This window comes from Buttiauxella noackiae (genome assembly GCF_000737905.1).
GTDB classification, from domain to species: domain Bacteria; phylum Pseudomonadota; class Gammaproteobacteria; order Enterobacterales; family Enterobacteriaceae; genus Buttiauxella; species Buttiauxella noackiae.
Genome location: NZ_JPRU01000003.1, coordinates 165,552 through 192,409 on the forward strand (window position 1 = coordinate 165,552; position 26,858 = coordinate 192,409).

The window sequence follows — 26,858 nt, forward strand, 5'->3', positions numbered from 1 at the left end:
CGCAATATTTCACCATTCTGCGGCTTGCTATGACTACCCATCGCACCTTGTACAGCCAACTTCCAGCAATCGATAAACTGTTACGTGACGCCTCATTCAGCACTTTGCTGCACCATTTCGGCCACACTCAGGTGGTGAACACCTTACGCGAGATGCTGGAGGTGGCACGGGAACACATTCGTACTCAGGAAATCCTGCCACCCTGGAACAGCGATTGGGCAGCACATGCAAAGCAACAGCTTGAATCAGGCCAGCGCAGCGCCCTGTTGCCAGTATTTAACCTGACCGGCACGGTACTTCATACCAACCTGGGTCGCGCATTGCAGGCAGAAGCCGCAATTGAGGCCGTGACTCAGGCAATGCGCTACCCCGTAACACTGGAATATGACTTACATGGTGCAGAGCGCGGGCACCGTGACAGAGCATTGGCGGGCTTGCTTTGCGAACTGACCGGTGCGGAAGACGCCTGTATCGTCAATAACAATGCAGCAGCCGTATTGCTGATGTTGGCGGCATGTGCCAGTGGTGAAGAGGTGGTGGTTTCACGTGGCGAACTGGTCGAAATTGGTGGTGCATTCCGTATTCCTGATGTGATGCGTCAGGCGGGTTGCCAACTTGTTGAAGTTGGCACGACTAACCGCACGCATTTGAAAGATTACCGCCAGGCAGCGAATGAAAATACCGCGCTATTGATGAAAGTCCACACCAGCAATTACCAGGTTGCGGGCTTTACTAAAGCGGTCGATGAAGCAGAACTCGTGGCACTGGGTAATGAGCTAAATATTCCCGTGGTGACTGATTTAGGTAGCGGTTCGCTGGTCGATCTGACTCAGTGGGGATTGCCGGAAGAGCCAATGCCTCAACAGTTGATTGCCGCAGGCGTAAGCCTGGTGAGCTTCTCCGGTGATAAACTGCTTGGCGGCCCGCAAGCGGGTATTATTGTCGGCAAAAAAGAGTTAATAGCCCGTATTCAAAGCCACCCACTCAAACGCGCATTACGTGCGGATAAAATGACGCTGGCAGCACTAGAGGCGACGTTACGCCTTTATCAACACCCCGAAACATTGGTCGAACGATTGCCGACGCTACGCCTGCTAACCCGCAATGCCAGTGAAATCACAGAGCTTGCACAGCGTCTGCTGCCGGCCCTTGAAGGTAAATATGGCGAGCAATTTACCGTTTGCGTAGAACCATGTTTATCGCAAATTGGCAGCGGCTCACTACCAGTGGATCGTTTGCCAAGTGCCGCGCTAACGTTCACCCCAAAAGATGGGCGCGGCGCAACACTTGCCGTGCTCACACAAGCCCTGCGCGAACGACCAAAACCGATTATTGGCCGCATCAACGATGGCCGCTTATGGCTGGATTTACGAGGCCTTGAAGATGAAGCTGGTTTCATGGAGAACCTGAACCCATGATTATTGCTACCGCCGGGCATGTTGACCACGGCAAAACTACCCTGTTGCAAGCCTTAACTGGCGTGAATGCCGACCGTCTGCCCGAAGAGAAAAAGCGCGGCATGACTATCGACCTGGGCTATGCGTACTGGCCACAACCCGATGGCCGCATTCCCGGTTTTATTGATGTGCCAGGGCATGAAAAATTTCTCGCCAATATGCTGGCAGGAGTGGGAGGTATCGACCACGCGCTGTTAGTTGTTGCCTGCGATGATGGTGTTATGGCGCAAACTCGCGAACATCTGGCCATTTTGCAATTAACCGGCAAACCGTCGCTAACCGTGGCCTTGACTAAAGCCGACCGGGTAAGTGATGCCCGAATCGATGAGGTACGCGAAGCGGTGCTGGAAACCCTCAGTGAATTTGGCTGGCAAGAGGCGGCTTTGTTTGTCACGGCAGCCACCAACGGCACAGGAATTGACGAGCTACGCACACATCTTCTCGCTTTGCCGGAACGTTCACATCCGCGCCAGCACCGTTTCCGCCTCGCTATTGACCGCGCTTTTACCGTCAAAGGGGCAGGTCTGGTAGTGACCGGAACCGCGTTAAGTGGCGAAGTAAAAATTGGTGACACTCTGTGGTTAACCGGCGCTGATAAACCGATGCGTGTACGCGGTTTGCATGCCCAAAATAGTAAAACCGACACGGCTTTTGCCGGGCAACGTATAGCGATCAACATTAGCGGCGATGCGGAAAAACTGGATATCAAACGTGGCGACTGGCTGCTGGCGGAACAACCCCTTCAGCCAGTTGAGCGCGTAATCGTTCAACTCCAGAGCCACGCGCAGCTGCAACAATGGCAGCCGTTACATATCCACCATGCAGCAAGTCACATCACCGGGCGTATTTCTCTGCTAGAAGATGACCTCGCGGAACTGGTTCTGGATACGCCATTATGGCTTGCAGACAATGACCATCTGGTTCTGCGTGATATATCCGCTCGCGTTACACTTGCAGGAGCACGAGCCATTCTTCTGCACGCACCGCGTCGTGGAAAACGCCAGCCAGCATTCCTTGCATGGTTACAACAGCTTAAACATGCAGAAAATGACCAGCAGGCGCTCGATATTCATCTACAACGAAGCGCCGTAACCCTGACCGATTTCGCCTGGGCGCGGCAGTTGACCTCTCAGGGTTTGCAAGCGTTGCTAAACAGAAGCGATTTTCTTCGCGCGGGCAATAGCCTGCTTCGCGAGGATATGGCCGCACGCTGGAAGCAAAAACTACTCGATACCCTGGAGCGTTATCATCAACAGCATGATGACCAGCCCGGCCCAGGCCGTGAGCGTCTGCGTCGCATGGCTTTACCAAGTGAAGATGAGCCACTGGTTTTGGCATTGATTGAAAAAATGCGCCACGAAGGGTTGCTCGCAAGCCGACAAGGCTGGCTGCATCTGCCCGATCACAAACCGGGATTTTCCGCAGAGCAGTTGGTAGTCTGGGAGAAAATTGACGCACTATTTGGTGATGACCCCTGGTGGGTCCGCGATCTGGCTCGGGAAACACAGCAAGATGAACAAACAGTACGCCAGCTACTGCGTTTTGCCGCGCAACTTGGTCTGGTAACAGCGATCTTAAAAGATCGTTATTACCGTAACGATCGAATTCAAACCTTTGCTAATTTGATCCGCGAATTGGATCAAACGCAGGGAGCCACCAGCGCTGCTGACTTCCGCGACAGTCTCGGCGTGGGACGTAAACTCGCAGTACAGATTCTCGAATATTTTGACCGTATCGGTTTTACCCGCCGTCGTGGCAATGACCACCTACTGCGTGATAAAGCATTGTTTATGTACGAATAGCGCAATAAACACATCTCACCCGGCCTAATGCCAGAGTGAGATGTGTCTTTTTCAGCTCATATCAGAACAACCCTAACGGCTTATCGGAATAACTCACCAACAGGCACTTGGTTTGCTGATAATGATCCAGCATCATTTTATGGGTTTCACGCCCGATACCGGATTGTTTATAGCCCCCAAACGCCGCATGCGCTGGGTAAGCGTGATAACAGTTAGTCCATACGCGCCCCGCCTGAATGCCACGGCCCATTTTGTACGCCAGATTACCGTTACGACTCCAGACACCAGCGCCGAGGCCGTATTCGGTATCGTTCGCAAGCTCCAGTGCTTCTTCCACGGTTTTGAAGGTCGTCACGGCAAGCACGGGCCCGAAGATTTCTTCCTGGAAAACGCGCATATTATTTTTACCGAACAGAATGGTTGGCTCCAGGTAATAACCGGCTTTCAGATCCCCCTCCAGTGCTTTGCGGCGTCCGCCAGTCAGGACATCAGCCCCTTCTTTTTTACCGATATCGATGTAGTTCAGAATGGTTTCCATCTGCCCTTGTGACACTTGCGCTCCCATTTGGGTACGTGAGTCCAGAGGGTTGCCACTGCGGATAGATTCCACACGGCGAATCGCACGCTCCATAAAGCGTTCATAGATAGACTCTTGCACCAGTGCTCGGCTAGGACAGGTACAAACTTCACCCTGGTTGAAGGCAAACAGAGCAAAACCTTCCAGTGCCTTGTCGAAAAATGCGTCCTCTTCATCCATCACATCAGCAAAGAAGATATTTGGGGATTTACCGCCTAATTCCAGCGTAACCGGGATAATATTCTGGGTCGCATACTGCATTATCTGCTGGCCCACTTCAGTGGAACCGGTAAACGCTACTTTGGCGATACGTTTGGAGGTTGCCAGATATTCACCGATTTCACCGCCAGCACCGTTCACTACGTTGATGACACCCGGCGGGAGTAAATCTCCCACCAACTCCATCAACAGCAAAACCGACAACGGCGTTAAACGTGCTGGTTTCAGCACAATACAGTTGCCCGCAGCCAGCGCCGGAGCCATTTTCCAGCTCGCCATCAGCAGCGGGAAGTTCCACGGAATAATTTGTGCTACTACACCGAGCGGCTCATGGAAGTGATACGCCACAGTATCGCCATCAACTTCGCTGATACCGCCTTCTTGAGCGCGAATACAGGAAGCAAAATAGCGGAAATGGTCGATAGCCAGAGGCACGTCAGCACCGCTGGTTTCACGGATTGGTTTGCCGTTATCCCAGGTCTCAGCCGCCGCCAGCAGCTCAATATTTTGCTCCATACGATCGGCTATTTTCAGCAAAATATTGGCACGTTCCTGAACTGACATACCGCCCCAACCAGCTTTCGCTTCATGCGCTGCATCTAACGCTAAATCAATATCGCCTTTGCTGGAGCTGGCTATCTCGCACAGAGGTTGCCCGGTAACTGGGGTAAGGTTTTCGTAGTATTTTCCCTCGACAGGAGCTACCCACTGGCCGCCAATGAAGTTGTCGTAACGAGGTTTAAGCTTGAGCGGGAAACCATACTCGCCCGGGATAATTCGGGTATCGGGAGGATTATTTGTCATGTGAATCTCCTTGTCGGTTAGCACTCTCAAGCGTAGTCGCCAGCGGTGAATTCTTCGCCAATGTTTGAACGCTTTACGACACAGGTCACGGATTGGTTTTTCGCTGATTAAGAGTAATCAGCCTGCAGCTTATTGGTTTTGATACATACTTAAAGTTTACCTTTTCCCGTTTCGCTACAAGGATTGCTCATGCGCCTGTTTATAAGTTTCGATGTGGGCGGCACCCACGTTAAGCATGGTTTGTTCACTGAAGAGGGGGAGGTGCTGATCGCTGAAGAGTATGACACTCACTATGACCGCCAGCAGTTTCTGGATGCCTGGCAAAGTGTGGTGGCGGGCTATCGGCAGCATAATGAAATTGCCGGGATTGCCATCAGTTTCCCAGGTTATATCAACCCCCATACTGGCAATGTCCCCAAAGCCGGTGCGCTTGAGTTTCTTGATGGCTGCAATTTGCTGGAGATTTTTGGGGAACTGACTGACCTGCCAATTACCGTTGAAAATGATGCAAATTGTGCAGCCCTCGGCGAGATGTGGTTGGGGGCGGGTAATGAATATGATTCGCTGGTCTGCGTAACGATTGGTACTGGCATTGGCGGTGGCATTATCGTAAACCGCGAATTGATGCGCGGTTCGCACTTTCGGGCCGGTGAATTTGGCGTCTTGCCGGTAGGACGATATGGCGAGGATATGCATCAGTTGGCGTCAGCTAAAGGGCTGATGGATGCATGCCGTCGTGAGATGAATATCCCGGCAGATGAGAAAATTCGCGGCCAGGATATATTTGCCCGAGCTGAAACAGATTTGCATATTCAGGGTGTTATCGACAACTGGGTGAAATACCTGGCGCGTGGGATTTATAGCGTTGTGTCGCTATTTGATCCTCAAGCGATTTTGCTGGGCGGCGGCGTCAGTACTCAGCCGATGCTGTACCCGATGCTTGAACGTCACCTGGAAGGGTTTAAGTTCTGGGATGTGCTTCAAGTGCCGATTCGCCCCTGCAAGCTGGGGAATAAAGCTGGCATGCTTGGCGCAGTCTGGCTGGCAAAACAGAAATAAAAAAAGCCCGACGAATGTGTCGGGCAACGGACGATTAATGAAATATTTCTTATATACCTTTCATATATCGTGCCACATCGGAAAAATGCGCTTACATGCTTCCAGGGCGTGGCACGAAATAATCAAGGTAACTTCTTTCTGCACTTTCGGGATGAATTCACATTCTCAGGGGTGAATATTTACTGCTCGCCTGCAATCTCAACCACAACACGGCGGTCAGGAGCTAGGCAATCAATCAGTTGCGACTTAGGCATATCGTCTGCACAGGTGTTGCCGGTCACTGAATCATTTTCACCACGGCCTTCGGCACGTACATTCTGAGCAGGCAAACCTTGCGCTATCAGCGCATCAACAACCGCTTGTGCACGCTGAGCAGAAAGCTGCTGATTGTATTGCTCTGAGCCCAGGCGATCACTGTAACCAACAACTGTTGTTGAGCTGTTTTTCGCCGCTTGCATATCCGGGCTGTTGTACAGCTGCTGTATTGCTGCGTGGCCTTCTGAAGTCAGCTCTGCAGAGTTAAAGCCGAACAACACATCTGATTTCAGGTTAAATTTTTTCACTTCTGGTGCAGCAACAACTGCCGCCGCAGAAACTATCGCCACTGGCGCGTCATCATGCTGGCCAAAACGGTACACAACACCTGCGGATAACGAACTTACATCACTGCTGATACCAATCTGGTTAGAGTTACCCACATTGCTTACCCACTGGTACTCCAGACGGCCAGCCCAGTTTTTGGTAAACGCATATTCAGTACCAACTGCAGCTAATGGGCGCACGCCGGTTTCAAAATTGTTATCGCCCGCATTGTTGGTTTCTGCGCGGTAACCCATCGCACCAGCACGGCCATAAAGATCCCAGTTATCCGTTAAACCGTAGCTTGCTTTCAGAGAAAGCTGCAGGCCCTGGCTTTTCATTTTTGCGCCAGCGACACCATTGTTGCCGCTAATACCCATGTTGCCGAGGTAGTCGTACCCACCTTCAACAGCCAACCATGGAAGCACCTGGTAACCTGCAAACACACCGCCGCTGGTGTTGTCTTTGTCGAAATCGAAATCGGTGGCATTGCTTGCGTTATCGCTGAAGCCTTTGTTGCCGCTCACATCAAAATAATGCGACCAGCCCATTTTTGCGCCGCCATACCATGTGTTCGCGTCTGCCGCAGCAAATACGTTAGAAACAGCGCAAGCGTTCAGCACGATTAAAGCCACAAGAGTCTTTTTCATATATTCCCTAACATATCCCATATCTGAGCAAACGACTCAGAATTAAACTGCCATAAGTTTGTCGAACGGAATAATAGGAAAGTAGCTCATTAAATTGAACTTATAATTAGTTTATTTTTAAACTAAAAATATTTACACATCACCAGCGTACAATAGAACAAATTAATTAACAAAAAATAAAAATAATATATAGTTATTAAACAAGAACCAAGTTTATAATTAAACAAATTATCTCTGGATAACCTTTCTTTTAATATTTGCTATTATCACGCCAACAATCATAGCGACACGCAATTTCATCTGCCGATTTCTACCTCAACGCTTGCAGCCAATTATATTGTAATGCGGATTATCTCGGCCTTATTTATCGTCAGACGTTTCAGTTAACATCACCGAAGCCAACCACCGGCAGCATGGAAGCGGCGTTATTGTAAGGTGCATATTAATTCGGATTGAATTTATACCCTCTAAACTCAGCCCTTAACTCAAGGACCACTTTCTATGCGCACGCGCCCTTCATCTCGCTTACTCATCCTAAACAATAGTGGTGCGGTACTGCTGTTTCGTTTTTCTCATCGTGATGATGCGCTGGAAGGAAAGGTTTATTGGGCAACGCCTGGAGGTGGCCTTGAAGCCGGTGAATCATTTGAACAAGCAGCCATTCGCGAACTACACGAAGAAACCGGCATCGTGAGGCTTGAATGCGGGCCATGTGTTGCACAACGAACATTCACAATGCAACTGCCGAGTGGAGAAACCGTAAAGGCAGACGAGCGTTTTTATGTCATCAATGCATCTGAAAATGAGCTTTCACAAGCGGGCTGGAGTGAAAACGAAAAACGGGTGATAAGCCAACAGAAATGGTGGACGCAATCAGAATTACTAGAGACTGACGAGGTGATATTCCCGGAGGGACTGACAACGATTTTGGAGAATTTAGTAGATGATGAAAAATCAGAGAGTTAAAAATGGAAAAGGTGGGCTACCGTGAAGCTTGCCCACCTGATGCCTACTTCTTCTTATTAAGCATCGACTTTAAATCTGCAAACGGATTGTAGGTCGCTTCGCCCACATCTTTTTGGGCATCTTCGCCCGCGACTACGGTTGTGCCGTATTGGTCAGCCTCGGTGTACTTTGAGTGCTCATGATCGTGGCAATACAGGCACAGAAGTTCCCAGTTGCTACCATCTTCCGGGTTATTGGTGTGGTCGTGATCGATATGGTGAACCGTCAGCTCGCGCAAGTTGGAGTAAACAAACTCACGCGAACAACGCCCGCACACCCACGGGTAGATCTTTAATGCTTTCTCACGATAGCCGCTTTCCAGCCGCGTGTAGTTTTTCGGGATAAGTGCCATGGTTGATACCTGGTAGAAAATATAGGGTTATAACTAGTTTATATCCCCTCTTTATCAATCCCCAAGCGCTTCATACGCGAAAGCAAGGTTGTGCGTTTTAATCCCAATCGCTGTGCCGCGCCACGTGGGCCTGCAACCACACCGTTAGTCTCTTTCAACACACGCAAAATTCTCTGTGCCTCATCTTCACCTTCACGAAACTCTTCACTTGCCACCATCTGCATCGGTTTTTCTTCTGGCTGGAGATACTCCATTTCAGGCAAGGAAAGATGCAGCACATTGCCGCGGGTTAACAACACCGCGCGTTCAATCACGTTCTCCAGCTCACGCACGTTACCCGGCCAATCCATACGGCTCAGGGCACGCAGGGTTTCAGCAGGAATACTGTCGATATTGCGGTTCATGCGATGAGCAATTTTGAAGGTGAAAGATTTCACCAACAGCGGAATATCTTCCGGACGTTCCCGCAGCGGCGGCAACATAATCGGGAACACATTCAGGCGATAATAGAGATCGCTTCGGAATTCACGCTCATTCACCATCTCTTTCAGATTACGGTTGGTGGCGGCAATCAGGCGTACATCGACCTGCTGAACTTTATTGCTGCCAAGGCGCTCAAATTCCTGCTCCTGTAACACGCGCAGAAGCTTGGGCTGTAACTCCAGTGGCATATCGCCAACCTCATCAAGGAACAGCGAGCTTTTATCTGCCAGTTCAAAACGCCCGATACGCTGAGTGTTTGCGCCGGTAAATGCACCGCGCTCATGGCCAAACAAGTCGCTTTCCAGCAAACCAGCCGGCATCGCCGCACAGTTAATTTTCACCATACGACGGCTGTTGCGCTCGCTCAGATTGTGAATGGCTCGCGCAATCAGCTCTTTACCCGTACCTGTTTCTCCCAGAATCAACACGGTACTGTCGCTTTTCGCCACCATTTCAACCTGTTTGAGCACATTCGACATCACGTCGCTGCGGCCAATAATCTCACCAAAATCACTGGCAACATTATTGATTTGCTCGGTGAGATAGAGGTTCTCATCCACCAGATTTTCTTTCAGGCGATTAATTTCCTGGTACGCCAGCGCGTTATCAACCGCGATGGCGATACGCTCCGCTATCTGGCGCAGAAGTTTGAGGTTTTGCGGCGTGAACACGCCCGCCTCGCACTGTGCCAGTTTTAAAACACCGAGCATGTTGTTGCCGAAAGTCAGCGGCAGCAAGCATAGGGTCTGGATTTGGTTACCCCACATTTCAAACAACATACGCTCGTAGGGCGCAAGTTGGTCACCGTGATGCAGGTTCAATAGCAGCATTTCACCGCTTTTGAATACCCGTTCAGAAAGTGTCCCGGCTAAAGCAACATCACTCTGATCGTGGATTGGCGACTGCTCTTTCACAAAATGGGTGGAGTAGACGGTAAGGCGATCTTTGCGGTTTCCGCGTAGTACGATACTTATCGAGTCTATCGAGAAATAGTGATGAATCTCGTTGCCGATTTCGCTTATCAGTTCATCAAGATCGAGCTTAGAGAGTACCGCGTTTGTTACTGCAACCAGGATACGGAAATCGTCACGTTCGCGGCACAGTTGTTGGTAACCAAGGTTTGAGTCGATACGGTTCTGGATTTGCTCCGCAGCCAGAGCCACAACATGGGCCAGGGTATGCATGCGGTTGAGTTCTTTATCCGTCCACGCGATATCGTTGTCGCGAATAAATTCGCAGCCACCAAAGATTTTCCCTTCTGCGGCCAGCGGCAACAGACAGTAACGGCCAAAGGGTGCGTACAATTCAAGGTTCATCACCTGCGGCCAGGTATCATTGAACTCTTCCTGCGTACAAATCAGCGCTTCCGGGCGCGAAAGCACACGCCGCACCGGCCCATTGGCCAGTACCATTTCATCTTCGTAATGCAGTTCTTTGCCGTGTTTGTCCATGCCATAGAAGGCCACGCGCTGATGTAGCGGATGATAAAGCAGAATATTCACTCTGTTCGCCAGCGCACCTTGTTCCGCCAATTGAGTCAGGCAATTGGCAAGCGCCGGGAGATCAGGTTGCTGCAACAAGGTACGCGTAATATCGAATAGACCCTGCTGCCCGAGATCGCTCATCGGTGTGTATGGCATTTTGCTTATCCAAAAAATAGACCCGGTAAATTACCGGGTAGGGAATATGTTTATCATACAATTGGCGCTCAACGCTTAGTGTAGCCAGGGCGGTACACAGCGCTCTTGGCTTAGGTCAACAAATGCGTGGTAGCGGCTCTGAATGCGGCAAGTCTAATGTCCGTTTTACACCATATAGCCCGGCGACACGTACACCTTTACGTTCTACAACATCACCAATAATTGCCGCATCTCTCCCTAAAGGATGAGCACGCAGTGCAGTAAGCACCGCTTCAGCAGATTCGCGCTGTACTGCGATAACCAGTTTACCTTCGTTGGCAAAATTAAGCGCATCAAGACCAAGCAATTCACAAACACCACGCACCGCTGGGTTTAACGGCAGCTGGCTTTCAGCCACTTCCATTCCACAACCACACGACGCGGCAAACTCATGCAGTACAGCATTCACGCCGCCGCGCGTCGCATCGCGCAGCGCTTTAACGCCGGGAATATTCAGCAGTGGAACGATTAGTGGTGCCAGCACCGCGCAGTCACTGACCAGCGCACCTTCCAGACCCAGCGATTCACGCAGGTTAAGGATAGTCGCTCCGTGGTCGCCCAGCGTTCCGCTGACGATCAACACATCGCCAGTGCTAATTTGCTGTGCCCCCCAGTTCAGGCCAGTAGGAATCGCACCAATCCCCGCCGTGTTGATAAACAGTTTATCTGCCGCGCCACGCTGCACGACTTTGGTATCACCGGTAACCACCGCGATGCCCGCCGCTTTTGCGGTAGCCGCCATACTGGTAACCACACGCTCCAGCGTTTCAAGCGGCAATCCTTCCTCAAGGATAAACCCACACGATAACCAGCGCGGGGTTGCACCACTGACTGCTACGTCGTTTGCCGTCCCGCAAATGGCTAACTTACCGATATCACCGCCGGGGAAAAAGAGTGGGTCGATAACATAGCTGTCGGTTGAAAATGCCAGGCGATCGCCACTGGCGGTCAGTTCAGCCAGCGGTAACCGTGCCTGATCTTCTTGCTCAGCAAGCCAGGGATTATCAAACGCCTGCATAAACAAGTCTGCTACCAACTTTTGCATTGCCTGGCCGCCACTGCCGTGGGCGAGTTCGATAGTTTTCATGATTTTTACCTGTGTCGGATGACGCTGCGCTTATCCGACCTACACGCTAATCGTAGGGTGGATAAGCGCAGCGCCATCCACCATTTTTAGACTTCAGATTCCTGGCTGCGATATTGATACCAGGCAGCACATGCCCCTTCAGATGACACCATCAGTGCGCCAAAGGCATTTTGTGGATTACAGGTTTTACCAAACATCGGGCATTGATGAGGTTTGCAGCGCCCGGTGAGCACATCGCCACATCGGGCAAGCGGGTCGTCATACACCTGTTGCGGTGCAGGTTTAAAATGCTCTTCCGCATCAAACTGACGATAATCATCGGTGAGCAGCACGCCGGAATCGCTGATAGTACCAAGCCCCCGCCATTCAGCATCACCACGCACGGTAAAGACGTCTGTAATAGCTTCCTGCGCAAGGCTATTACCGGCATCTGGCACCACACGTTTGTATTGGTTTTCCACCTTACTGTGTTGATGGATTTTTTGCTCAACCAGCATCACTACGCCTTGCAGCAAATCCAGTGGTTCAAAACCGGCAACCACCAGCGGACGCTGATGCTCGGTGGCAATAAAGTCATAGGCTTCAGTGCCAATCACCATACTGACGTGGCCGGGAGCCAGGAAGGCATCAATGCCGTTATCCGGCTGCTCCAACAAACTACGCAACGTTGGAATAAGCGTAATGTGCTGACAAAAAAAGTAAAAATTATTGATACCCTGCGCTTTCGCCTGTTTGAGCGTAATAGCAGTAGTCGGCATCGTTGTTTCAAAACCGAGGCCAAAAAATACCACTTTGCGGTCCGGGTTCTGGCTTGCAATTGCGAGAGCGTCCATTGGCGAGTAAACCACACGCACATCCGCGCCACGCGCTTTCGCCTGCATCAGTGAACCGTTTTTACCCGGCACACGCATCGCATCGCCAAAAGTGCAAAAAATGACTTCCGGGTGGCTGGCGATTTCGATACAGGCATCAATGCGGCCCATCGGTAACACACAGACCGGGCAGCCCGGGCCATGGATAAACTCAATGTTTTCTGGCAGCAGCTGGTCAAGGCCAAACTTAAAGATAGCGTGAGTATGCCCGCCACAGACTTCCATAATGCGCAGCGGGCGCTCGGCGGTGTAAGTTAGTTTTGGCGCACGCTCACGCAGCACATCAATAAGCTGCATGACTTTTTCTGGCGCGCGGTATTCATCAACAAAATGCATCATCCGCGTTCTTCCCCAAACAGCAGGCCGCCAACATCGGGCTCCACTTCGAACATGTTTTGCAGGGCATCTAAGGTGTCGCGGGCTTCGGCTTCATCAATAATCGCCATTGCGAAACCAACATGAACCAGCACCCACTGGCCGATTTGCGCATCGCCCACCAGCATCAGGTTTACATCGCGTTTGATACCACACACATCTACTTTGGCGCTGCCGTCTGGCAGTTTTTCAACAATCTGGCCCGGAATGCCTATGCACATCGTTGTGTCTCCAGCCAGTTAAGCCACTCATCCATGCCTTCTCCGCTAGTCGCAGAAACCAGCAGGATTTCAATATTCGGATTCACCTGGCGGGCATAGTCGAGGCACTTATCAACATCGAACTGCAAATACGGCAGCAGGTCGATTTTGTTGAGCAGCATTAACGAAGAGGCGGCAAACATATGCGGATACTTCAGCGGCTTGTCTTCGCCCTCAGTCACCGAAAGTACCGCCACTTTATGGCGTTCGCCGAGATCAAAGCTCGCCGGGCACACCAGGTTGCCGACGTTTTCGATAAACAGAATCCCGTTGCGCTCAAGCGGCAGGCGTTGCATGGCATCACGAATCATCTGCGCGTCAAGATGGCAGCCTTTACCGGTATTCACCTGAATCGCTGGCGTGCCGGTGGCGCGAATCCGGGCGGCGTCGTTCACGGTTTGCTGGTCGCCTTCAATTACGGCGCAAGATACACGCCCGTGCAGACGTTTTAAGCTTTCAGTCAGCAATGTGGTTTTGCCGGAACCCGGGCTTGAAACCAGGTTCAGCACCAGTTGTTGCTGTTTGGCAAACTGCTCACGGTTATAAGCGGCGAGCTGGTTATTTTTATCCAGCACGTTAAGTTCGATTTCCAGCATACGGCGCTGGGTCATACCCGGCGCATGAGTGCCTGCAGCACCGTGACCATAATGCAGATCGCCCTGCTCGTCTGCAGTTGGGGCAAATTTGACGCCAGTGATTTGCATTGTTGCGCGTGCTGCTGGCGCGAAAGGTGCGCTACGGAAACCAGAGTGCGGATTGCGCTCGTCGCCTTCTATATACAAGTTGCCTTCAGCGCAACCACAAGTACTACACATGATTCGTCTCCTCCACTTCCAGACGCTTAATCTGCACGCCATCATCTGCCACTACGCGTAAATTGCTGCCTTCACACAGCGGACAGCGCCGCACCAGCTGAGTTAATAAGGTGATGTGTTGCTGGCAGTCGTAGCACCAGCACTCCGCTTCTTGCTGATGAATGTGAAGCTGGCAGCCTTCAGCTAATGTGTCGCGGCACACTAGTTCGAAACAGAACTCCAGCGCACTTTGCTCAACGCATGAGAAAGCGCCCACTTCCAGCCAAACACCTGTGACGCGAGTAGCGCCGTGCTGGCGGGCTTGAGCTTCAATGAGTTCCAGTGCGCGTTGGCAGAGGGTGATTTCGTGCATATTGCCTCCGGGGATATCTGGGGAGAGTAATGCAAGGATGATGCCAGGAATTTGGCACTTGCCGTTGAGGGAGGTTAATTAGGTATGGTTGTGTTCCGTTCACCCGTAAGTTCTGCGTTCCTTTATAACTTTGCTAACGGTGAACGTGTCAGGGGGATTACGGCATCCCCCTGACAACCCCGCCGCCCGGTTTTAAATTGCCGCTGCGCGGTAAACCCCAGCTTATCCCCAACGTTCACGGTCGTTCGCGACTCGCTCCCGGCGATCGCTCTCTTTCGCTGCTCCCGGCAGCTCAACCCTGACTTATGGGGAACACTGGGGCAATTTATACCGGGAACAGGGTCAAAACCGGCTCAGTGTCGTCTTTAGCCTTTGACGTTGACCTTTGATTCCGGCTTCAATCGCCTCCATTTTGACTGTAAGGCCGGGTCGAGCCGTCGGGAACGGCGAGAGGTTGTGACCGCCGGGAGCGAGTCACAACCGCCCCCTGGGACTGAAAGGAAAAACGGAGGTTTACTGCGCAGCAGCGATTGATTTACCGGACGCCTGGATTATCAAGGGGTTGGCGTTAACCCCTTGATACGTTCACCGTTCACTAATATATGTGGGAGCGGATAACTGTCGGGTGAACGGAAAATCACCAGTCCAGGCATAAGCATAAACAACTCTGTCACTCCCCCGTCAAACATGACGAAATGACATGTCATTCCTGTGTCTATTTGCACATTATTAATACAAAAACCAATTATTTCAATGTAATACAATATTGGCACGAAACGTGCTCTGTAGACGCATCAGCAAAAACAGAGTGATTTAATAATGAACATTTGGGAACTGAGCGAAAAAGCCGAATACATTGCCGACAAGCACCAACGCTTGCTCACGCAGTGGCAACATTACTGCAATAGCTTGATTCAGGGCATCACCCTTTCTAAAGCGAAACTGCATCACGCCGTAGGGTGCAATCCTGATGATTCCCTGCGCTTCTTCTTATTTGACCATTTCGTCATTCACGTACGCCTCGCCGAAGGCTTCAACAGCCACACCATCGAGTACTACGTTGAGAAACGTAATGGTGAAGATAGAGTCTTGATTGCTAAAGCAATCCTCGATGACGAAGGCCGCGTAGACAACAGCATCAACAACCGTAGCCGCGACGATGTACTCGATCATTACCTCGAAAAAATTCGCCCGGTATACGAAAGCCTGTACAGCGCGGTTAACACCGATACCCCGGTATCGATGGGACAGCTGCAACAAAGCGCCCAGGCCTGATAGCCATGTTGGGTGTCGAAAACTGTCGAAACGACAGCCTTCGGCACGGTTTCGTCAAAAATGATGATAATGATCTGCCTTCTTTAAGGATGACTTGGTGAACCGCTTTATAATCGCCGACTCCAAACTTTGCATGGGTTGCCATACCTGTGAGGCGGCTTGCTCTGAAACGCACCGTCTGCATGGCCTGCAATCCATGCCTCGCCTGAAAGTGATGCGTGACGCGAATGATTCCGCGCCGCAAATGTGCCATCAGTGCGAAGACGCGCCTTGTGCAGGCGTCTGCCCGGCTAATGCCATCACCCGCATCAATGGTGCGGTGCAGCTCAATGAAAGCCTGTGCGTAAGCTGCAAACTGTGCGCTATTGCCTGTCCATTCGGCTCTATCGAATTCTCCGGCAGCCGCCCGATTCACATCCCCGCAAATGCCAACAGCCCTAAAGCGCCACCTGCGCCTCCGGCACCTGCTCGCGTCAGTACGCTTATTGACTGGGTGCCAGGTGTTCGCGCCATCGCTGTGAAATGCGATCTGTGCAGTTTCGATGAAGCTGGCCCGGCGTGTGTTCGCACCTGCCCAACCAAAGCTTTGCGCGTGGTTGATAACAACGACATTGCCAAATCAAGCAAACGTAAACGTGAACTGACTCTGGGCGCGACGCTTGGCGATCTCACTGCGTTTACCCAGCCAGAGGTAAAAAAATGAGTGCTTTTATCCTGATTCATTGGGCGCTGATGGGCTTTGTGTTGAGTGCAGTTCTGGCAGGTGCCACGGCATTTAATAAACCGCTGAGCGGTTTTATTGCCGGGCTTGGTGGCGCGATAAGTTCGGTTCTGGTGCTGATTGCTGGTTTTGATGCGTTAACCGGGTTTAGCGGTATGGCGCAAATCTGGCAGCTGCATCTACAGCTCAACGCCTTTAACGGCATATGGCTGGTGACGTTGGGTCTGCCTGGTCTGTTTATCTCTCTGTTTAATATCGACTGGCATCGTCATCACGCTGTTAAAGCTAATGGCTTGCTGGTGAACCTGGTGATGGCCGCAGCGGTAGCAGCACTGGTCGCAGATAACCTCGGCATGTTAGTTGTGCTGGCGGAAATCGTTGCTTTGAGCGGCTACTTCCTGACAGGCTGCCAGAAATCCGGGCAGTTGTGGTTTGCGCTGGGCCGTCTTGGCACCGTGCTGCTGGCGGTCGCATGCTGGTTGCTGTGGAAGCAATACGGCACGCTCAGTTATGCCGAATTGCATCTGATGACCAACGGCGCGCCGATTAGCTCTGTTATCTGGCTACTGGGTCTGGTTGGTTTTGGTTTGCTGGCAGGCATTATCCCGCTTCACGGTTGGGTACCTCAGGCACACGCCAACGCTTCGGCTCCGGCTGCTGCATTATTCTCAGCCGTAGTACTGAAAATTGGACTCTACGGCATCATGAGCTTCTCGCTCATCAGTAACACAATGCCGCTGTGGTGGGGTGTTCTGGTCGTCATTCTTGGGATGATTACAGCGTTTATCGGCGGCCTGTATGCGCTGATGGAACACAATATCAACCGTCTGCTGGCTTATCACTCCCTTGAGAATATCGGCATTATTCTGCTCGGCCTGGGCTGCGGCCTGATGGGACTTGCGCTGAATGAATCCACGCTGGTTGCACTCGGCATGATTGGTGGCCTGTATCACCTGTTCAACCATAGCGTATTCAAAACCACTTTGTTCCTTGGCGCAGGCGCGGTCTGGTTCCGTACCGGTCATCGCGATATCGAAAAACTGGGTGGTATCGGCAAGCGTATGCCACTGATTTCCATTGCTATGCTGGTCGGTTTAATGGCAATGGCAGCACTGCCTCCGCTCAACGGTTTTGCTGGCGAATGGGTCATTTACCAGTCCTTCTTCCACCTTGGCACCTTGCCGCTGTTTATCGCACGCTTCTTAGGCCCATTGCTGGCTGTAGGTCTGGCGATTACCGGCGCGCTGGCCGTGATGTGTATGGCGAAGGTTTATGGCGTCACCTTCCTGGGTGCACCTCGCACACCAGAGGCTGAAAATGCTACCTCTGCACCGTTCCTGATGAGCCTGAGTGTGGCTGCACTTGCGGCATGTTGTGTGATTGCAGGTGTTGCGGCTCCATGGCTGATTCCGCTGTTGCAGAATGCCATTCCTCTGCCGCTGCAAACCGCGAACACCACCGTTTCACAACCGATGATCACCCTGCTGCTGATTGCCAGCCCGCTGTTGCCATTCATTCTGATGGTGATTTTCCGTGGCGATCGCCTGCCAAATCGCACACGCGGCACGGCATGGGTCTGCGGTTACGACCACGAACAAGCAATGGTCATTACTGCGGGTGGTTTTGCTCAACCCGTCAAAGCGGCGTTCGCGCCACTGCTGAAACTACGCAAAACCCTGAACCCGGTGAAATGGGTACCAGGCTGGCAGTGTGATTGCCTTGCCGGTACGTTCCGTCGCCTGGCAATGATCGAACTGGCCGTGTTGCTGGTTGCGGTTTGCGCTTAAGGAGCCTGAGATGAATACCATTTTCTTTTCGTTAATTCAGGCGCTGGTGTTATTTGCCGTCGCGCCACTGTTATCCGGTATTACTCGTGTCACTCGCGCCCGCATGCACAATCGCCGTGGGCCTGGCGTGATGCAGGAATATCGCGACCTGTTCAAATTGCTTGGTCGCCAGAGTGTTGCGCCAGCCGCCTCAGGTTGGGTGTTCCGTCTGATGCCGTTTGTAATGGTTGGCGTAATGCTGACGATAGCCACCGCGCTGCCGGTGGTAACGCTGTATTCGCCACTGCCGTCACTGGGTGATTTGATAACGCTTATCTATCTGTTCGCCATCGCGCGTTTCTTCTTTGCCATTGCAGGCCTGGATACCGGTAGTCCGTTTACTGGTATCGGTGCCAGCCGTGAAGCGATGCTTGGTGTACTGGTTGAGCCAATCCTGATTCTGGGACTGTGGGTTGCAGCGCAAGTCGCTGGTAGCACACACATCAGCAATATCGCCTCCACTATCTACCACTGGCCAACTGCACAAAGCTTAACGCTGATTCTGGCGCTCGCCGCCTGTGCCTTCGCCACCTTTATCGAAATGGGCAAACTCCCATTCGACCTCGCAGAGGCTGAGCAAGAGTTGCAGGAAGGGCCATTGACCGAGTACAGCGGCGCAGGTTTTGCCGTGCTGAAATGGGGGATTTCCCTCAAGCAATTGGTCGTGTTGCAGATGTTCGTTGGCGTGTTCCTGCCATGGGGCCAGATGAGCGAATTTAGCTGGGGCGGCCTCGTCATTGCGCTGGTTCTGGCGGCAGTAAAATTGGTGCTTGGCGTGCTGATTATCGCGCTGTTTGAAAACAGCATGGCGCGTTTACGGATGCTGGAAGCCTCAACAGTTACATGGGCCGGTTTTGGCTTTGCCTTTTTAGCCTTCGTCTCCTTGCTGGCGGCGTGATTTAAGAGAATTTATCAATGTCTGAAGAAAAGATTGGCCAACATTATCTCGCCGCTTTGCATAAGCAGTTTCCTCATGCGGTGATCGACGAAGCGTGGCAAACCAAAGACCAAATCACTGTCACCGTGAAGCTCAACATGCTGCCAGAAGTGGTGGAGTGGCTTTACTACCAACAAGGCGGCTGGTTATCCGTATTGTTCGGCAACGATGAGCGTCAACTGTGCGGAAACTATGCCGTTTATTACGTACTTTCCATGGAAAGCGGCGTGAAATGCTGGATTACCGTGCGCGTAGAAGTCGACGCCGACAAACCAGAATTCCCATCCGTTACACCGCGTGTACCTGCGGCTGTATGGGGTGAGCGTGAAGTGCGTGATATGTACGGCCTGCAACCTGTTGGCCTGCCGGATGAGCGCCGTTTGGTGCTGCCAGATGATTGGCCAGATGACCTGTATCCACTGCGTAAAGACAGCATGGATTACCGTCAGCGCCCTGCCCCAACCAGCGATCAGGAAACTTATCAGTTCATCAATGAGCTGGGCAGCAAGAAAAACAACGTAGTGCCAATTGGCCCACTGCACGTCACCAGCGATGAACCAGGCCACTTCCGCCTGTTCGTTGATGGCGAAAACATTATCGACGCCGATTACCGTCTGTTCTACGTGCACCGTGGTATGGAAAAACTGGCTGAAACCCGCATGGGTTACAACGAAGTCACCTTCTTGTCTGACCGCGTATGTGGCATCTGTGGCTTCGCCCACAGCACGGCGTACACCACGTCAGTTGAGAATGCGATGGGCATCGTAGTCCCGGAACGCGCCCAGATGATCCGCGCCATCTTGCTGGAAGTTGAACGCCTGCACAGCCACCTGCTGAACCTCGGCCTGGCCTGTCACTTTGTTGGCTTCGACTCCGGCTTCATGCAGTTCTTCCGCGTACGTGAGATGTCCATGAAAATGGCAGAGATCCTCACCGGTGCCCGTAAGACTTACGGACTGAACCTGATCGGCGGGATTCGTCGCGATCTGCTCAAAGACGACATGATCCAGACGCGCCAGCTCGCACAGCAAATGCGCCGCGAAGTGAAAGATCTGGTCGATATTCTGATGAGCACGCCAAACATCGAGCAGCGCACCGTCGGCATTGGCCGCCTCGACCCGCAAATCGCTCGTGATTTCAGTAACGTCGGCCCAATGGTTCGCGCAAGTGGCCACGCTCGTGACACCCGCGCCGATCACCCGTTTGTCGGTTACGGCTTGCTGCCAATGGAAGTTCATAGCGAGACAGGTTGCGATGTGCTGTCGCGCCTGAAAGTGCGTATCAACGAAGTCTATACCGCACTGAATATGATTGATTTCGGCCTCGATAACCTGCCTGGTGGCCCGCTGGCTGTTGACGGTTTCACCTATATTCCAAACCGTTTTGCACTCGGTTTCTCTGAAGCACCGCGCGGCGATGATATTCACTGGTCAATGACTGGTGATAACCAGAAGCTGTACCGCTGGCGCTGCCGTGCGGCGACCTACGCCAACTGGCCGACTCTGCGTTACATGCTGCGTGGCAACACCGTTTCTGATGCGCCATTGATCATCGGTAGCCTCGATCCTTGCTACTCATGTACTGACCGCATGACGATTGTCGATGTGCGTAAGCGCAAGACCAAAGTGGTGCCGTACAAAGAGCTTGAGCGCTATAGCATTGAGCGCACTAATTCGCCGCTGAAATGATTTTGATGCCTTCCCGCCGGCTTACAAATTTTACGCGTAGGTCGGATAAGCGTAGCGCCATCCGACGCAAAAACGGCCGGGAGGCAAAGCAAAGGAACGACCATGTTTAACTTCATCAAAAAAGCCATTAAAGGCGGCGTGGCCACTGAGTCGTACCCGCTACAACCGATTGCCGTGGATCCCAATTTCCGTGGCAAACCGGAACACAATCCGCAGCAATGCATTGGTTGTGCGGCCTGCGTTAACGCATGCCCATCCAACGCATTGACGGTAGAGACCGATCTGGTTGCAGGGCAACTGGCATGGACCTTCAATCTGGGGCGCTGCATTTTCTGTGCTCGCTGTGAAGAAGTCTGCCCAACGGCTGCTATTAAGCTTTCTCAGGAGTACGAGTTAGCGGTCTGGAACAAAGCTGATTTCCTGCAACAGGCACGTTTTGACCTGTGCAATTGCCGCCAGTGCAGCAAGCCTTTCGCGGTTCAAAAAGAGATTGATTACGCGATTGCCTTGCTTGAGCACAATGGCGACAAGCTTGCCGAAGCGCATCGCGCCTCGTTTGAAACCTGCCCGGAATGCAAACGCCAGCAAAGCCTGGTCTCTTCCGACCAAATCGATCTTAGCCGCCAGATAAGAGAGGCCAGCTAATGAGTATGTTACTCGGTCCACGTGACGATAAAGGCATGCCAGTACCGATGACGGTGGATGAATCCATCGCCAGCATGAAAGCATCGCTACTCAAAAAAATTAAGCGTTCCGCGTATGTTTATCGCGTTGACTGTGGCGGTTGCAACGGCTGCGAAATCGAAATTTTCGCCACCCTTTCGCCACTTTTCGACGCAGAACGCTTCGGGATTAAAGTTGTCCCATCTCCACGCCATGCAGATATTTTACTGTTTACCGGTGCTGTGACTCGCGCCATGCGTTCCCCCGCGCTTCGTGCCTGGGAATCAGCGCCGGACCCAAAAATCTGCATCTCTTACGGAGCATGTGGTAATAGCGGCGGTATCTTCCACGACCTGTATTGCGTCTGGGGCGGCACCGACAAAATCGTACCGGTGGATGTATATATTCCGGGTTGCCCGCCAACGCCTGCGGCAACGCTGTATGGATTTGCCATGGCGCTGGGTCTGCTGGAGCAGAAAATCCACGCCCGTGAAGCCAGCGAAATGGATGCACAACCGGCGCAAATTCTGCACCCGGATATGGTTCAGCCATTGCGCGTTCGTATCGACCGCGCAGCGCGTCATCTGGCTGGCTATCGTTATGGCCGCCAGATTGCTGACAGCTACATGGAAAATCTCACCGCCGGTGGTGGTAGCGTTCAGCAGTGGCTGGCGCACGAGAACGATCCGCGTCTGACTGAAATCGTCACGCATCTGGAAGAACTAGTGAAGCAGGAGCGCGTGTAATGAGCGAGTCGGTGGTTTTTTGCCAGCTTAGCCGTAAGTTTGTCGATGAAAACGACAACACACCGAGTGATGCGCAACAGGTGGTTTATTACAGCCTGGCAATCGGCCACCACCTCGGCGTTATCGACTGCCTGAAAGAGAATTTAGTCTGTTCGTTTGAGCCTTACAAAGCGTGGATTGCCACGCTTGAAGAGGGCAGTGAAGCGCGACGCAAAATGGAAGGTGTGCCGCGTTATGGTGAAATCGTTATCGACCAAAGCCACGTCGTTTTACTGGCGAAAGCGTTCGATGCCGCAAAACCTACGCAAACTGAACAGCAGCAACAGTGGAGCCAGGAATTGCTCGATATGCTGCAAGCTATTCAACAAGAACCCGCCATCTATTTGATGGTACGGAGACGCTATGACTAACAAAAACGTATTATTGTGCGTCGGCAACAGCATGATGGGCGATGACGGCGCAGGTCCATTACTTGCCGAGAAATGCCTGGCCGCCCCGCAAGGCGACTGGATTGTTATCGACGGCGGCACCGCCCCTGAAAATGATGTGGTGGCGATTCGCGAATTGCGCCCGGACAGATTGCTGTTGGTAGATGCAACGGATATGGGCCTGAACCCTGGCGAGATCCGTATTATCGATCCGGACGATATCGCTGAAATGTTTATGATGACCACCCACAACATGCCACTTAACTATTTAATCGATCAGATTAAAGAAGATGTTGGCGAGGTGATTTTCCTCGGCATTCAGCCAGATATCGTCGGGTTTTATTACCCAATGACCGATGCGATAAAAGCAGCGGTTGAGACGGTGTATCAAAGCCTGGCTGGATGGGAAGGAAAAGGCGGTTTCGCCGATCTGGAAGCACCTGAGTTCGAGTGATAGTTGCCGGATGACGCTGCGCTTATCCGACCTACGGGTTTCGTAGGTTTAGCGCAGCAACATCCGACCATTTGATATCACACGTACCGAATATTGAGTGAGATCTTTGCGCCACAGGCTGCAGCATAGCGTTCAAGCGTCTTCACACTGGCGCTGAGTGGGTTCTTCTCAAGACGACTAATACCTGATGAATTTGTCCCGAGTTTGTCAGCCAACTCTGTTTTCGAAAGCCCTGCTCTTTCACGCATTTCATAAAGTGCCTGAATCAGTGTCAGCTCCTGATCGGCCTCGTTATATGCCTGAATGGACTCAGCATCAGAAAGCATTTTTGTTTTCAATTCATCAAGAGAGACTGGTTTCACTTCATAAACTCCTTCAGCCTTAACCGGGCAATGTCGATTGCGTTAGCTGTCTTTTTCGTAAAGGCATGCAAAATATAAATGGTTTGCCCATAACTAAAAGCATAGACCGCTCGAGCAATATCTTTGTCACCGACTCGTAGTTCGAAAAACCCATTTCCCAGGACTCGACTATGAGGCATTTTTAGCTGGTTACCTTCAGATGCCAGGCGTTCAATTAAGCGAAACATTCGGCCTCGCAGTTGTGCAGGCAAAGCAACCAGTTCTTCAGCCGCCGCTCCATGCGTCAATATTGTATACATTCTAACCCCTCCGTTTCCTGAAACATATCAAGAGGGGAAGCTTTCCCTAATCAATTTTTCAACTTGCCGGCACGGACTGCGAGCAGCTTTCCAGAACCCTCTGTCATTTGCCCAAATGACATCGTCAAATGTGTCGATGTCACTGTCACCCCTCCCCCGATCAATGCGCAAAGCCTTGAATCACGCTAGTTTCAAAGTTGGCACACTTTATGTATGCCTAGAGCAGTCTTATAAAAAAACACTCTATCCAGGAGTCTATGATGAACCGTTTCATCATTGCTGATTCAAGCAAATGTATTGGCTGTCGCACTTGCGAAGTGGCCTGTGTCGTGTCCCATCAGGAAGCGCAGGATTGCGCGGCCTTAACCCCGCAAACCTTCCTCCCACGTATTCATGTGATTAAAGGCGTGAATGTTTCTACCGCGACCATGTGCCGCCAGTGCGAAGACGCGCCTTGTGCCAACGTCTGCCCGAACGGGGCGATTAGCCGCGAGCATGGCTTTGTTAATGTGATGCAAGAACGTTGCATCGGTTGCAAAACCTGCGTGGTTGCCTGCCCGTATGGCGCGATGGAAGTCGTTGTTCGTCCGGTTGTGCGCAATAGCGGCGCGGGCCTTAAGGTAATGGCCGAAAAAGCCGAAGCGAATAAGTGCGACCTTTGCCACACCCGCCCGGAAGGCCCGGCGTGTATGGAGTCCTGCCCAACCAACGCCATTATCTGTGTTGATCGTAATAAGCTTGAACAAATGAGTGCCGAAAAACGCCGCCGTGCTGCGTTCGATGCGACTTCATCCCTGATTTTTTAATTTAACTGTATTTCAACTTTTAACAGGTCTGTTACTGATGAAAAAAATTACCAGCGTCTGCCCTTACTGTGGCGCAGGCTGCAAACTCAAACTGGTTGTTGAGAAGAACAAAATTATCCGTGCCGAAGCGGCTGATGGCGTAACTAACCAAAATGAACTCTGCCTGAAAGGCTATTACGGCTGGGATTTCCTCAACGATACCAAGTTGCTCACACCGCGTCTGACGCAGCCAATGATTCGCTACGAAAAAGGTGGCAAGCTTCAGCCGGTAAGCTGGGAAGAAGCGATTAGCTACACCGCTAAACGCCTGAAATCCATCAAAGAGCAGTATGGCCCGCGTTCAATAATGACAACCGGTTCGTCACGTGGGACAGGTAACGAAACCAACTATGTGATGCAGAAGTTTGCACGCGGTGTGCTGCATACCAACAACGTTGACTGCTGTGCGCGTGTTTGCCACGGGCCGTCCGTTGCCGGTTTGCAGGTGACGCTCGGTAATGGCGCGATGAGTAACTCCATCGGCGATATCGAAAATTCAAAATGCCTGCTGGTGTTTGGCTATAACTGCGCCGATTCGCACCCGATCGTGGCGCGTCGTGTGATTAAAGCGAAAGAAAATGGCGCGAAAATCATTGTTTGCGATCCGCGCCGTATCGAAACCGCGCGTATTGCCGACCAGCATCTGCAACTGAAAAACGGCTGCAATATGGCACTGGTTAATGCCTTTGGTTACGTGCTACTCGAAGAAAATCTCTACGATCAAGAGTATGTCGCGAAATTTACCGAAGGGCTGGATGCTTACCGTGAAGTGGTTAAAGGCTATGCGCCAGAAGACGTTGAACACCTGACCGGTGTACCGGCCCAGCAAGTCCGTCAGGCAATGCGCACTTTTGCCGCAGCACCTTCTGCCACCATTATGTGGGGGATGGGCGTGACGCAATTTGGCCAGGCGGTCGATGTCGTTAAAGGACTTTCAAGCCTTGCATTGCTCACCGGCAATCTTGGCCGTGAAAATGTCGGCGTTGGCCCGGTTCGTGGTCAAAACAACGTGCAGGGCGCATGTGACATGGGCGTGCTGCCAAACCAATTCCCTGGTTATCAGGACGTGGTTGACCCGGAAGTGCGTGCCAAATTCGCCAAAGCCTGGGGTATCAACGTTGATGATATGGACGACAAAGTTGGCGTGCGTATCACCGAAGTGCCGCATATGGCTATCCATGGTGAGATGAAAGCCTATTACATCATGGGCGAAGATCCGTTGCAGACCGAAGCTGACCTTGGTCTGGTACGCAAAGGTTTCGAAGCGCTCGATTTTGTGGTGGTGCAGGACATCTTTATGACCAAAACCGCCGAAGTAGCGGATGTGATTTTACCCGCGACCTCCTGGGGTGAACACGGTGGCGTATTCACCTGTGCTGACCGTGGTTTCCAGCGTTTTGAGAAAGCCATCGAACCAAAATATAACGTCAAACGTGACTGGGAAATTATCAGCCTACTGGCAACAGAGATGGGCTACCCAATGCACTACGACAACAACCAGCAAATCTGGGATGAACTGCGCGAACTCTGCCCGCTGTTCTACGGCGTAACTTACGAAAAAATGGGCGATATGGGCCATGTACAGTGGCCGTGTCCAACATTGGATCACCCAGGTACGCCTTATCTCTACAAAGACAGCAAGTTCGATACCCCAACCGGTAAAGGCCAGTTGTTTGCCGCCCAGTGGCGTGCGCCAGCCGAAGTACCCGATGCCCAATACCCGTTGGTGCTGTGCACCGTGCGTGAAGTTGGCCACTACTCCTGCCGCTCAATGACCGGGAACTGTGCTGCATTGCAAACCCTGGCCGACGAACCTGGTTTTGTGCAGATGAACCCGACAGACGCCAACCTGCTCGGCATTAAAGACAAGCAGCTTGTATGGGTCAGTTCACGTCGCGGCAAAGTTATCAGCCGTGCTGAGGTGAATGAGCGCATCAATGTGGGCTCTGTGTACATGACTTACCAGTGGTGGATTGGGGCTTGTAATGAGCTGACTCAGGACAATCTTGACCCGATTTCCAAAACACCGGAAACCAAGTATTGCGCGGTCAACGTCAGCCAAATTGCTGACCAGCAGTGGGCAGAAAACTACGCCCAGACGACATATAGCGAGATGAAAGCGCGTTTGCGCCAGGCAGTAGAAGCTTAAAAACGGTGGATGACGCTTGCGCACCGAATATCTGGTAG

Annotated in this window: 26 protein-coding genes and 1 pseudogene; 16 read left to right on the top strand and 11 right to left on the bottom strand. The window is 52.0% G+C overall.

Annotated features, from left to right (window positions below; translation table 11 throughout):
• Positions 1-29: 29 nt before the first annotated feature.
• Entirely contained in the window at positions 30-1,418 is a 1,389-nt protein-coding gene (selA, locus tag IX31_RS16640) for an L-seryl-tRNA(Sec) selenium transferase (RefSeq protein ID WP_034460447.1), read from the top strand.
• Positions 1,415-3,259 (top strand): selenocysteine-specific translation elongation factor, encoded by a 1,845-nt coding sequence (gene selB / locus IX31_RS16645; RefSeq protein ID WP_034460448.1) that lies wholly within the window; start codon positions 1,415-1,417, stop codon positions 3,257-3,259. Before selA ends, selB begins: the two co-directional genes overlap by 4 nt.
• Positions 3,260-3,320: 61 nt before the next feature.
• Here selB and exaC read toward each other — a convergent pair whose 3' ends face one another.
• Positions 3,321-4,859, bottom strand: coding sequence for an acetaldehyde dehydrogenase ExaC (gene exaC, locus IX31_RS16650; protein WP_034460449.1), 1,539 nt, complete (start codon positions 4,857-4,859; stop codon positions 3,321-3,323).
• A 189-nt stretch (positions 4,860-5,048) separates the two neighbouring features.
• Between exaC and IX31_RS16655 the strand changes: the two genes are divergently transcribed.
• Complete coding sequence (locus IX31_RS16655) at positions 5,049-5,918, top strand: ROK family protein (protein ID WP_034460450.1); 870 nt, start codon at positions 5,049-5,051, stop codon at positions 5,916-5,918.
• Between the two features lie 179 nt (positions 5,919-6,097).
• On the opposite strand, the gene ompA is transcribed toward IX31_RS16655, so the two are convergent.
• Positions 6,098-7,147, bottom strand: coding sequence for a porin OmpA (ompA, locus tag IX31_RS16660; RefSeq protein WP_034460451.1), 1,050 nt, complete (start codon positions 7,145-7,147; stop codon positions 6,098-6,100).
• 288 nt (positions 7,148-7,435) lie between these two features.
• On the opposite strand from ompA, the pseudogene IX31_RS23650 reads away from it, so the two are divergent.
• Positions 7,436-7,603: pseudogene (locus IX31_RS23650) on the top strand (AraC family transcriptional regulator); the annotation flags it as partial.
• A gap of 45 nt (positions 7,604-7,648) precedes the next feature.
• The gene (locus tag IX31_RS16665) at positions 7,649-8,113 is read left to right on the top strand and encodes an NUDIX hydrolase (protein ID WP_034460452.1); all 465 of its coding nucleotides are present in this window, start codon (positions 7,649-7,651) and stop codon (positions 8,111-8,113) included.
• A gap of 43 nt (positions 8,114-8,156) precedes the next feature.
• Here the strand turns inward: IX31_RS16665 and yajD are convergent, their stop codons facing one another.
• From yajD to hypA, 7 genes are all read right to left on the bottom strand, one after another.
• The gene (gene yajD / locus IX31_RS16670) at positions 8,157-8,504 is read right to left on the bottom strand and encodes an HNH nuclease YajD (protein ID WP_034460453.1); all 348 of its coding nucleotides are present in this window, start codon (positions 8,502-8,504) and stop codon (positions 8,157-8,159) included.
• 38 nt (positions 8,505-8,542) lie between these two features.
• Positions 8,543-10,627, bottom strand: coding sequence for a formate hydrogenlyase transcriptional activator FlhA (flhA, locus tag IX31_RS16675; RefSeq protein ID WP_034460454.1), 2,085 nt, complete (start codon positions 10,625-10,627; stop codon positions 8,543-8,545).
• Positions 10,628-10,742: 115 nt separating this feature from the next.
• Positions 10,743-11,753: a hydrogenase expression/formation protein HypE gene (gene hypE / locus IX31_RS16680; RefSeq protein WP_034460455.1), complete on the bottom strand. Its 1,011-nt coding sequence runs from the start codon at positions 11,751-11,753 to the stop codon at positions 10,743-10,745.
• An 86-nt stretch (positions 11,754-11,839) separates the two neighbouring features.
• The gene (gene hypD / locus IX31_RS16685) at positions 11,840-12,961 is read right to left on the bottom strand and encodes a hydrogenase formation protein HypD (protein WP_034460739.1); all 1,122 of its coding nucleotides are present in this window, start codon (positions 12,959-12,961) and stop codon (positions 11,840-11,842) included.
• Positions 12,961-13,221 carry a HypC/HybG/HupF family hydrogenase formation chaperone gene (locus IX31_RS16690; RefSeq protein ID WP_034460456.1) on the bottom strand — a complete coding sequence of 87 codons (261 nt, stop codon included), beginning with the start codon at positions 13,219-13,221 and terminating at the stop codon, positions 12,961-12,963. Before IX31_RS16690 ends, hypD begins: the two co-directional genes overlap by 1 nt.
• Positions 13,212-14,075 carry a hydrogenase nickel incorporation protein HypB gene (hypB, locus tag IX31_RS16695; RefSeq protein WP_034460457.1) on the bottom strand — a complete coding sequence of 288 codons (864 nt, stop codon included), beginning with the start codon at positions 14,073-14,075 and terminating at the stop codon, positions 13,212-13,214. Before hypB ends, IX31_RS16690 begins: the two co-directional genes overlap by 10 nt.
• On the bottom strand, positions 14,068-14,427 hold the full coding sequence (gene hypA, locus IX31_RS16700; protein ID WP_034460458.1) for a hydrogenase maturation nickel metallochaperone HypA: 360 nt from the start codon (positions 14,425-14,427) through the stop codon (positions 14,068-14,070). Before hypA ends, hypB begins: the two co-directional genes overlap by 8 nt.
• An 819-nt stretch (positions 14,428-15,246) precedes the next feature.
• Here hypA and hycA point away from each other — a divergent pair.
• The 9 genes from hycA (at position 15,247) to hycI (ending at position 23,165) form a co-directional block, all read left to right on the top strand.
• Positions 15,247-15,702, top strand: a complete 456-nt coding sequence (gene hycA, locus IX31_RS16705) for a formate hydrogenlyase regulator HycA (protein ID WP_034460460.1) — start codon at positions 15,247-15,249, stop codon at positions 15,700-15,702.
• Positions 15,703-15,799: 97 nt separating this feature from the next.
• The gene (locus IX31_RS16710) at positions 15,800-16,405 is read left to right on the top strand and encodes a 4Fe-4S dicluster domain-containing protein (protein WP_034460461.1); all 606 of its coding nucleotides are present in this window, start codon (positions 15,800-15,802) and stop codon (positions 16,403-16,405) included.
• Positions 16,402-18,210: a formate hydrogenlyase subunit 3 gene (gene hycC / locus IX31_RS16715; RefSeq protein ID WP_034460463.1), complete on the top strand. Its 1,809-nt coding sequence runs from the start codon at positions 16,402-16,404 to the stop codon at positions 18,208-18,210. Before IX31_RS16710 ends, hycC begins: the two co-directional genes overlap by 4 nt.
• Before the next feature lie 10 nt (positions 18,211-18,220).
• Entirely contained in the window at positions 18,221-19,147 is a 927-nt protein-coding gene (locus IX31_RS16720; RefSeq protein WP_034460464.1) for a respiratory chain complex I subunit 1 family protein, read from the top strand.
• Positions 19,148-19,164: 17 nt separating this feature from the next.
• Positions 19,165-20,874, top strand: coding sequence for a hydrogenase large subunit (locus tag IX31_RS16725; protein WP_034460465.1), 1,710 nt, complete (start codon positions 19,165-19,167; stop codon positions 20,872-20,874).
• 102 nt (positions 20,875-20,976) lie between these two features.
• The gene (locus IX31_RS16730; protein ID WP_034460466.1) at positions 20,977-21,519 is read left to right on the top strand and encodes a formate hydrogenlyase complex iron-sulfur subunit; all 543 of its coding nucleotides are present in this window, start codon (positions 20,977-20,979) and stop codon (positions 21,517-21,519) included.
• On the top strand, positions 21,519-22,283 hold the full coding sequence (locus tag IX31_RS16735) for an NADH-quinone oxidoreductase subunit B family protein (protein ID WP_034460467.1): 765 nt from the start codon (positions 21,519-21,521) through the stop codon (positions 22,281-22,283). Before IX31_RS16730 ends, IX31_RS16735 begins: the two co-directional genes overlap by 1 nt.
• The gene (locus IX31_RS16740) at positions 22,283-22,693 is read left to right on the top strand and encodes a formate hydrogenlyase maturation HycH family protein (protein WP_034460468.1); all 411 of its coding nucleotides are present in this window, start codon (positions 22,283-22,285) and stop codon (positions 22,691-22,693) included. The genes IX31_RS16735 and IX31_RS16740 overlap by 1 nt, the downstream gene beginning before the upstream one ends.
• A complete protein-coding gene (gene hycI, locus IX31_RS16745) occupies positions 22,686-23,165 on the top strand; it encodes a hydrogenase maturation peptidase HycI (RefSeq protein ID WP_034460469.1) in 480 nt (159 codons plus the stop codon). Before IX31_RS16740 ends, hycI begins: the two co-directional genes overlap by 8 nt.
• A gap of 77 nt (positions 23,166-23,242) precedes the next feature.
• Here hycI and IX31_RS16750 read toward each other — a convergent pair whose 3' ends face one another.
• Together IX31_RS16750 and IX31_RS16755 are read right to left on the bottom strand one after the other, a co-directional pair.
• Positions 23,243-23,527 (bottom strand): helix-turn-helix domain-containing protein, encoded by a 285-nt coding sequence (locus IX31_RS16750; protein ID WP_034460470.1) that lies wholly within the window; start codon positions 23,525-23,527, stop codon positions 23,243-23,245.
• Positions 23,524-23,826 (bottom strand): type II toxin-antitoxin system RelE/ParE family toxin, encoded by a 303-nt coding sequence (locus IX31_RS16755; RefSeq protein ID WP_034460471.1) that lies wholly within the window; start codon positions 23,824-23,826, stop codon positions 23,524-23,526. The genes IX31_RS16750 and IX31_RS16755 overlap by 4 nt, the downstream gene beginning before the upstream one ends.
• Positions 23,827-24,086: 260 nt before the next feature.
• Here IX31_RS16755 and hydN point away from each other — a divergent pair, with 260 nt between their 5' ends.
• Both hydN and fdhF read left to right on the top strand, forming a co-directional pair.
• Positions 24,087-24,632: an electron transport protein HydN gene (gene hydN, locus IX31_RS16760; RefSeq protein ID WP_034460472.1), complete on the top strand. Its 546-nt coding sequence runs from the start codon at positions 24,087-24,089 to the stop codon at positions 24,630-24,632.
• 37 nt (positions 24,633-24,669) lie between these two features.
• Positions 24,670-26,820: a formate dehydrogenase subunit alpha gene (gene fdhF / locus IX31_RS16765; protein ID WP_034460474.1), complete on the top strand. Its 2,151-nt coding sequence runs from the start codon at positions 24,670-24,672 to the stop codon at positions 26,818-26,820.
• Positions 26,821-26,858 lie beyond the last annotated feature (38 nt).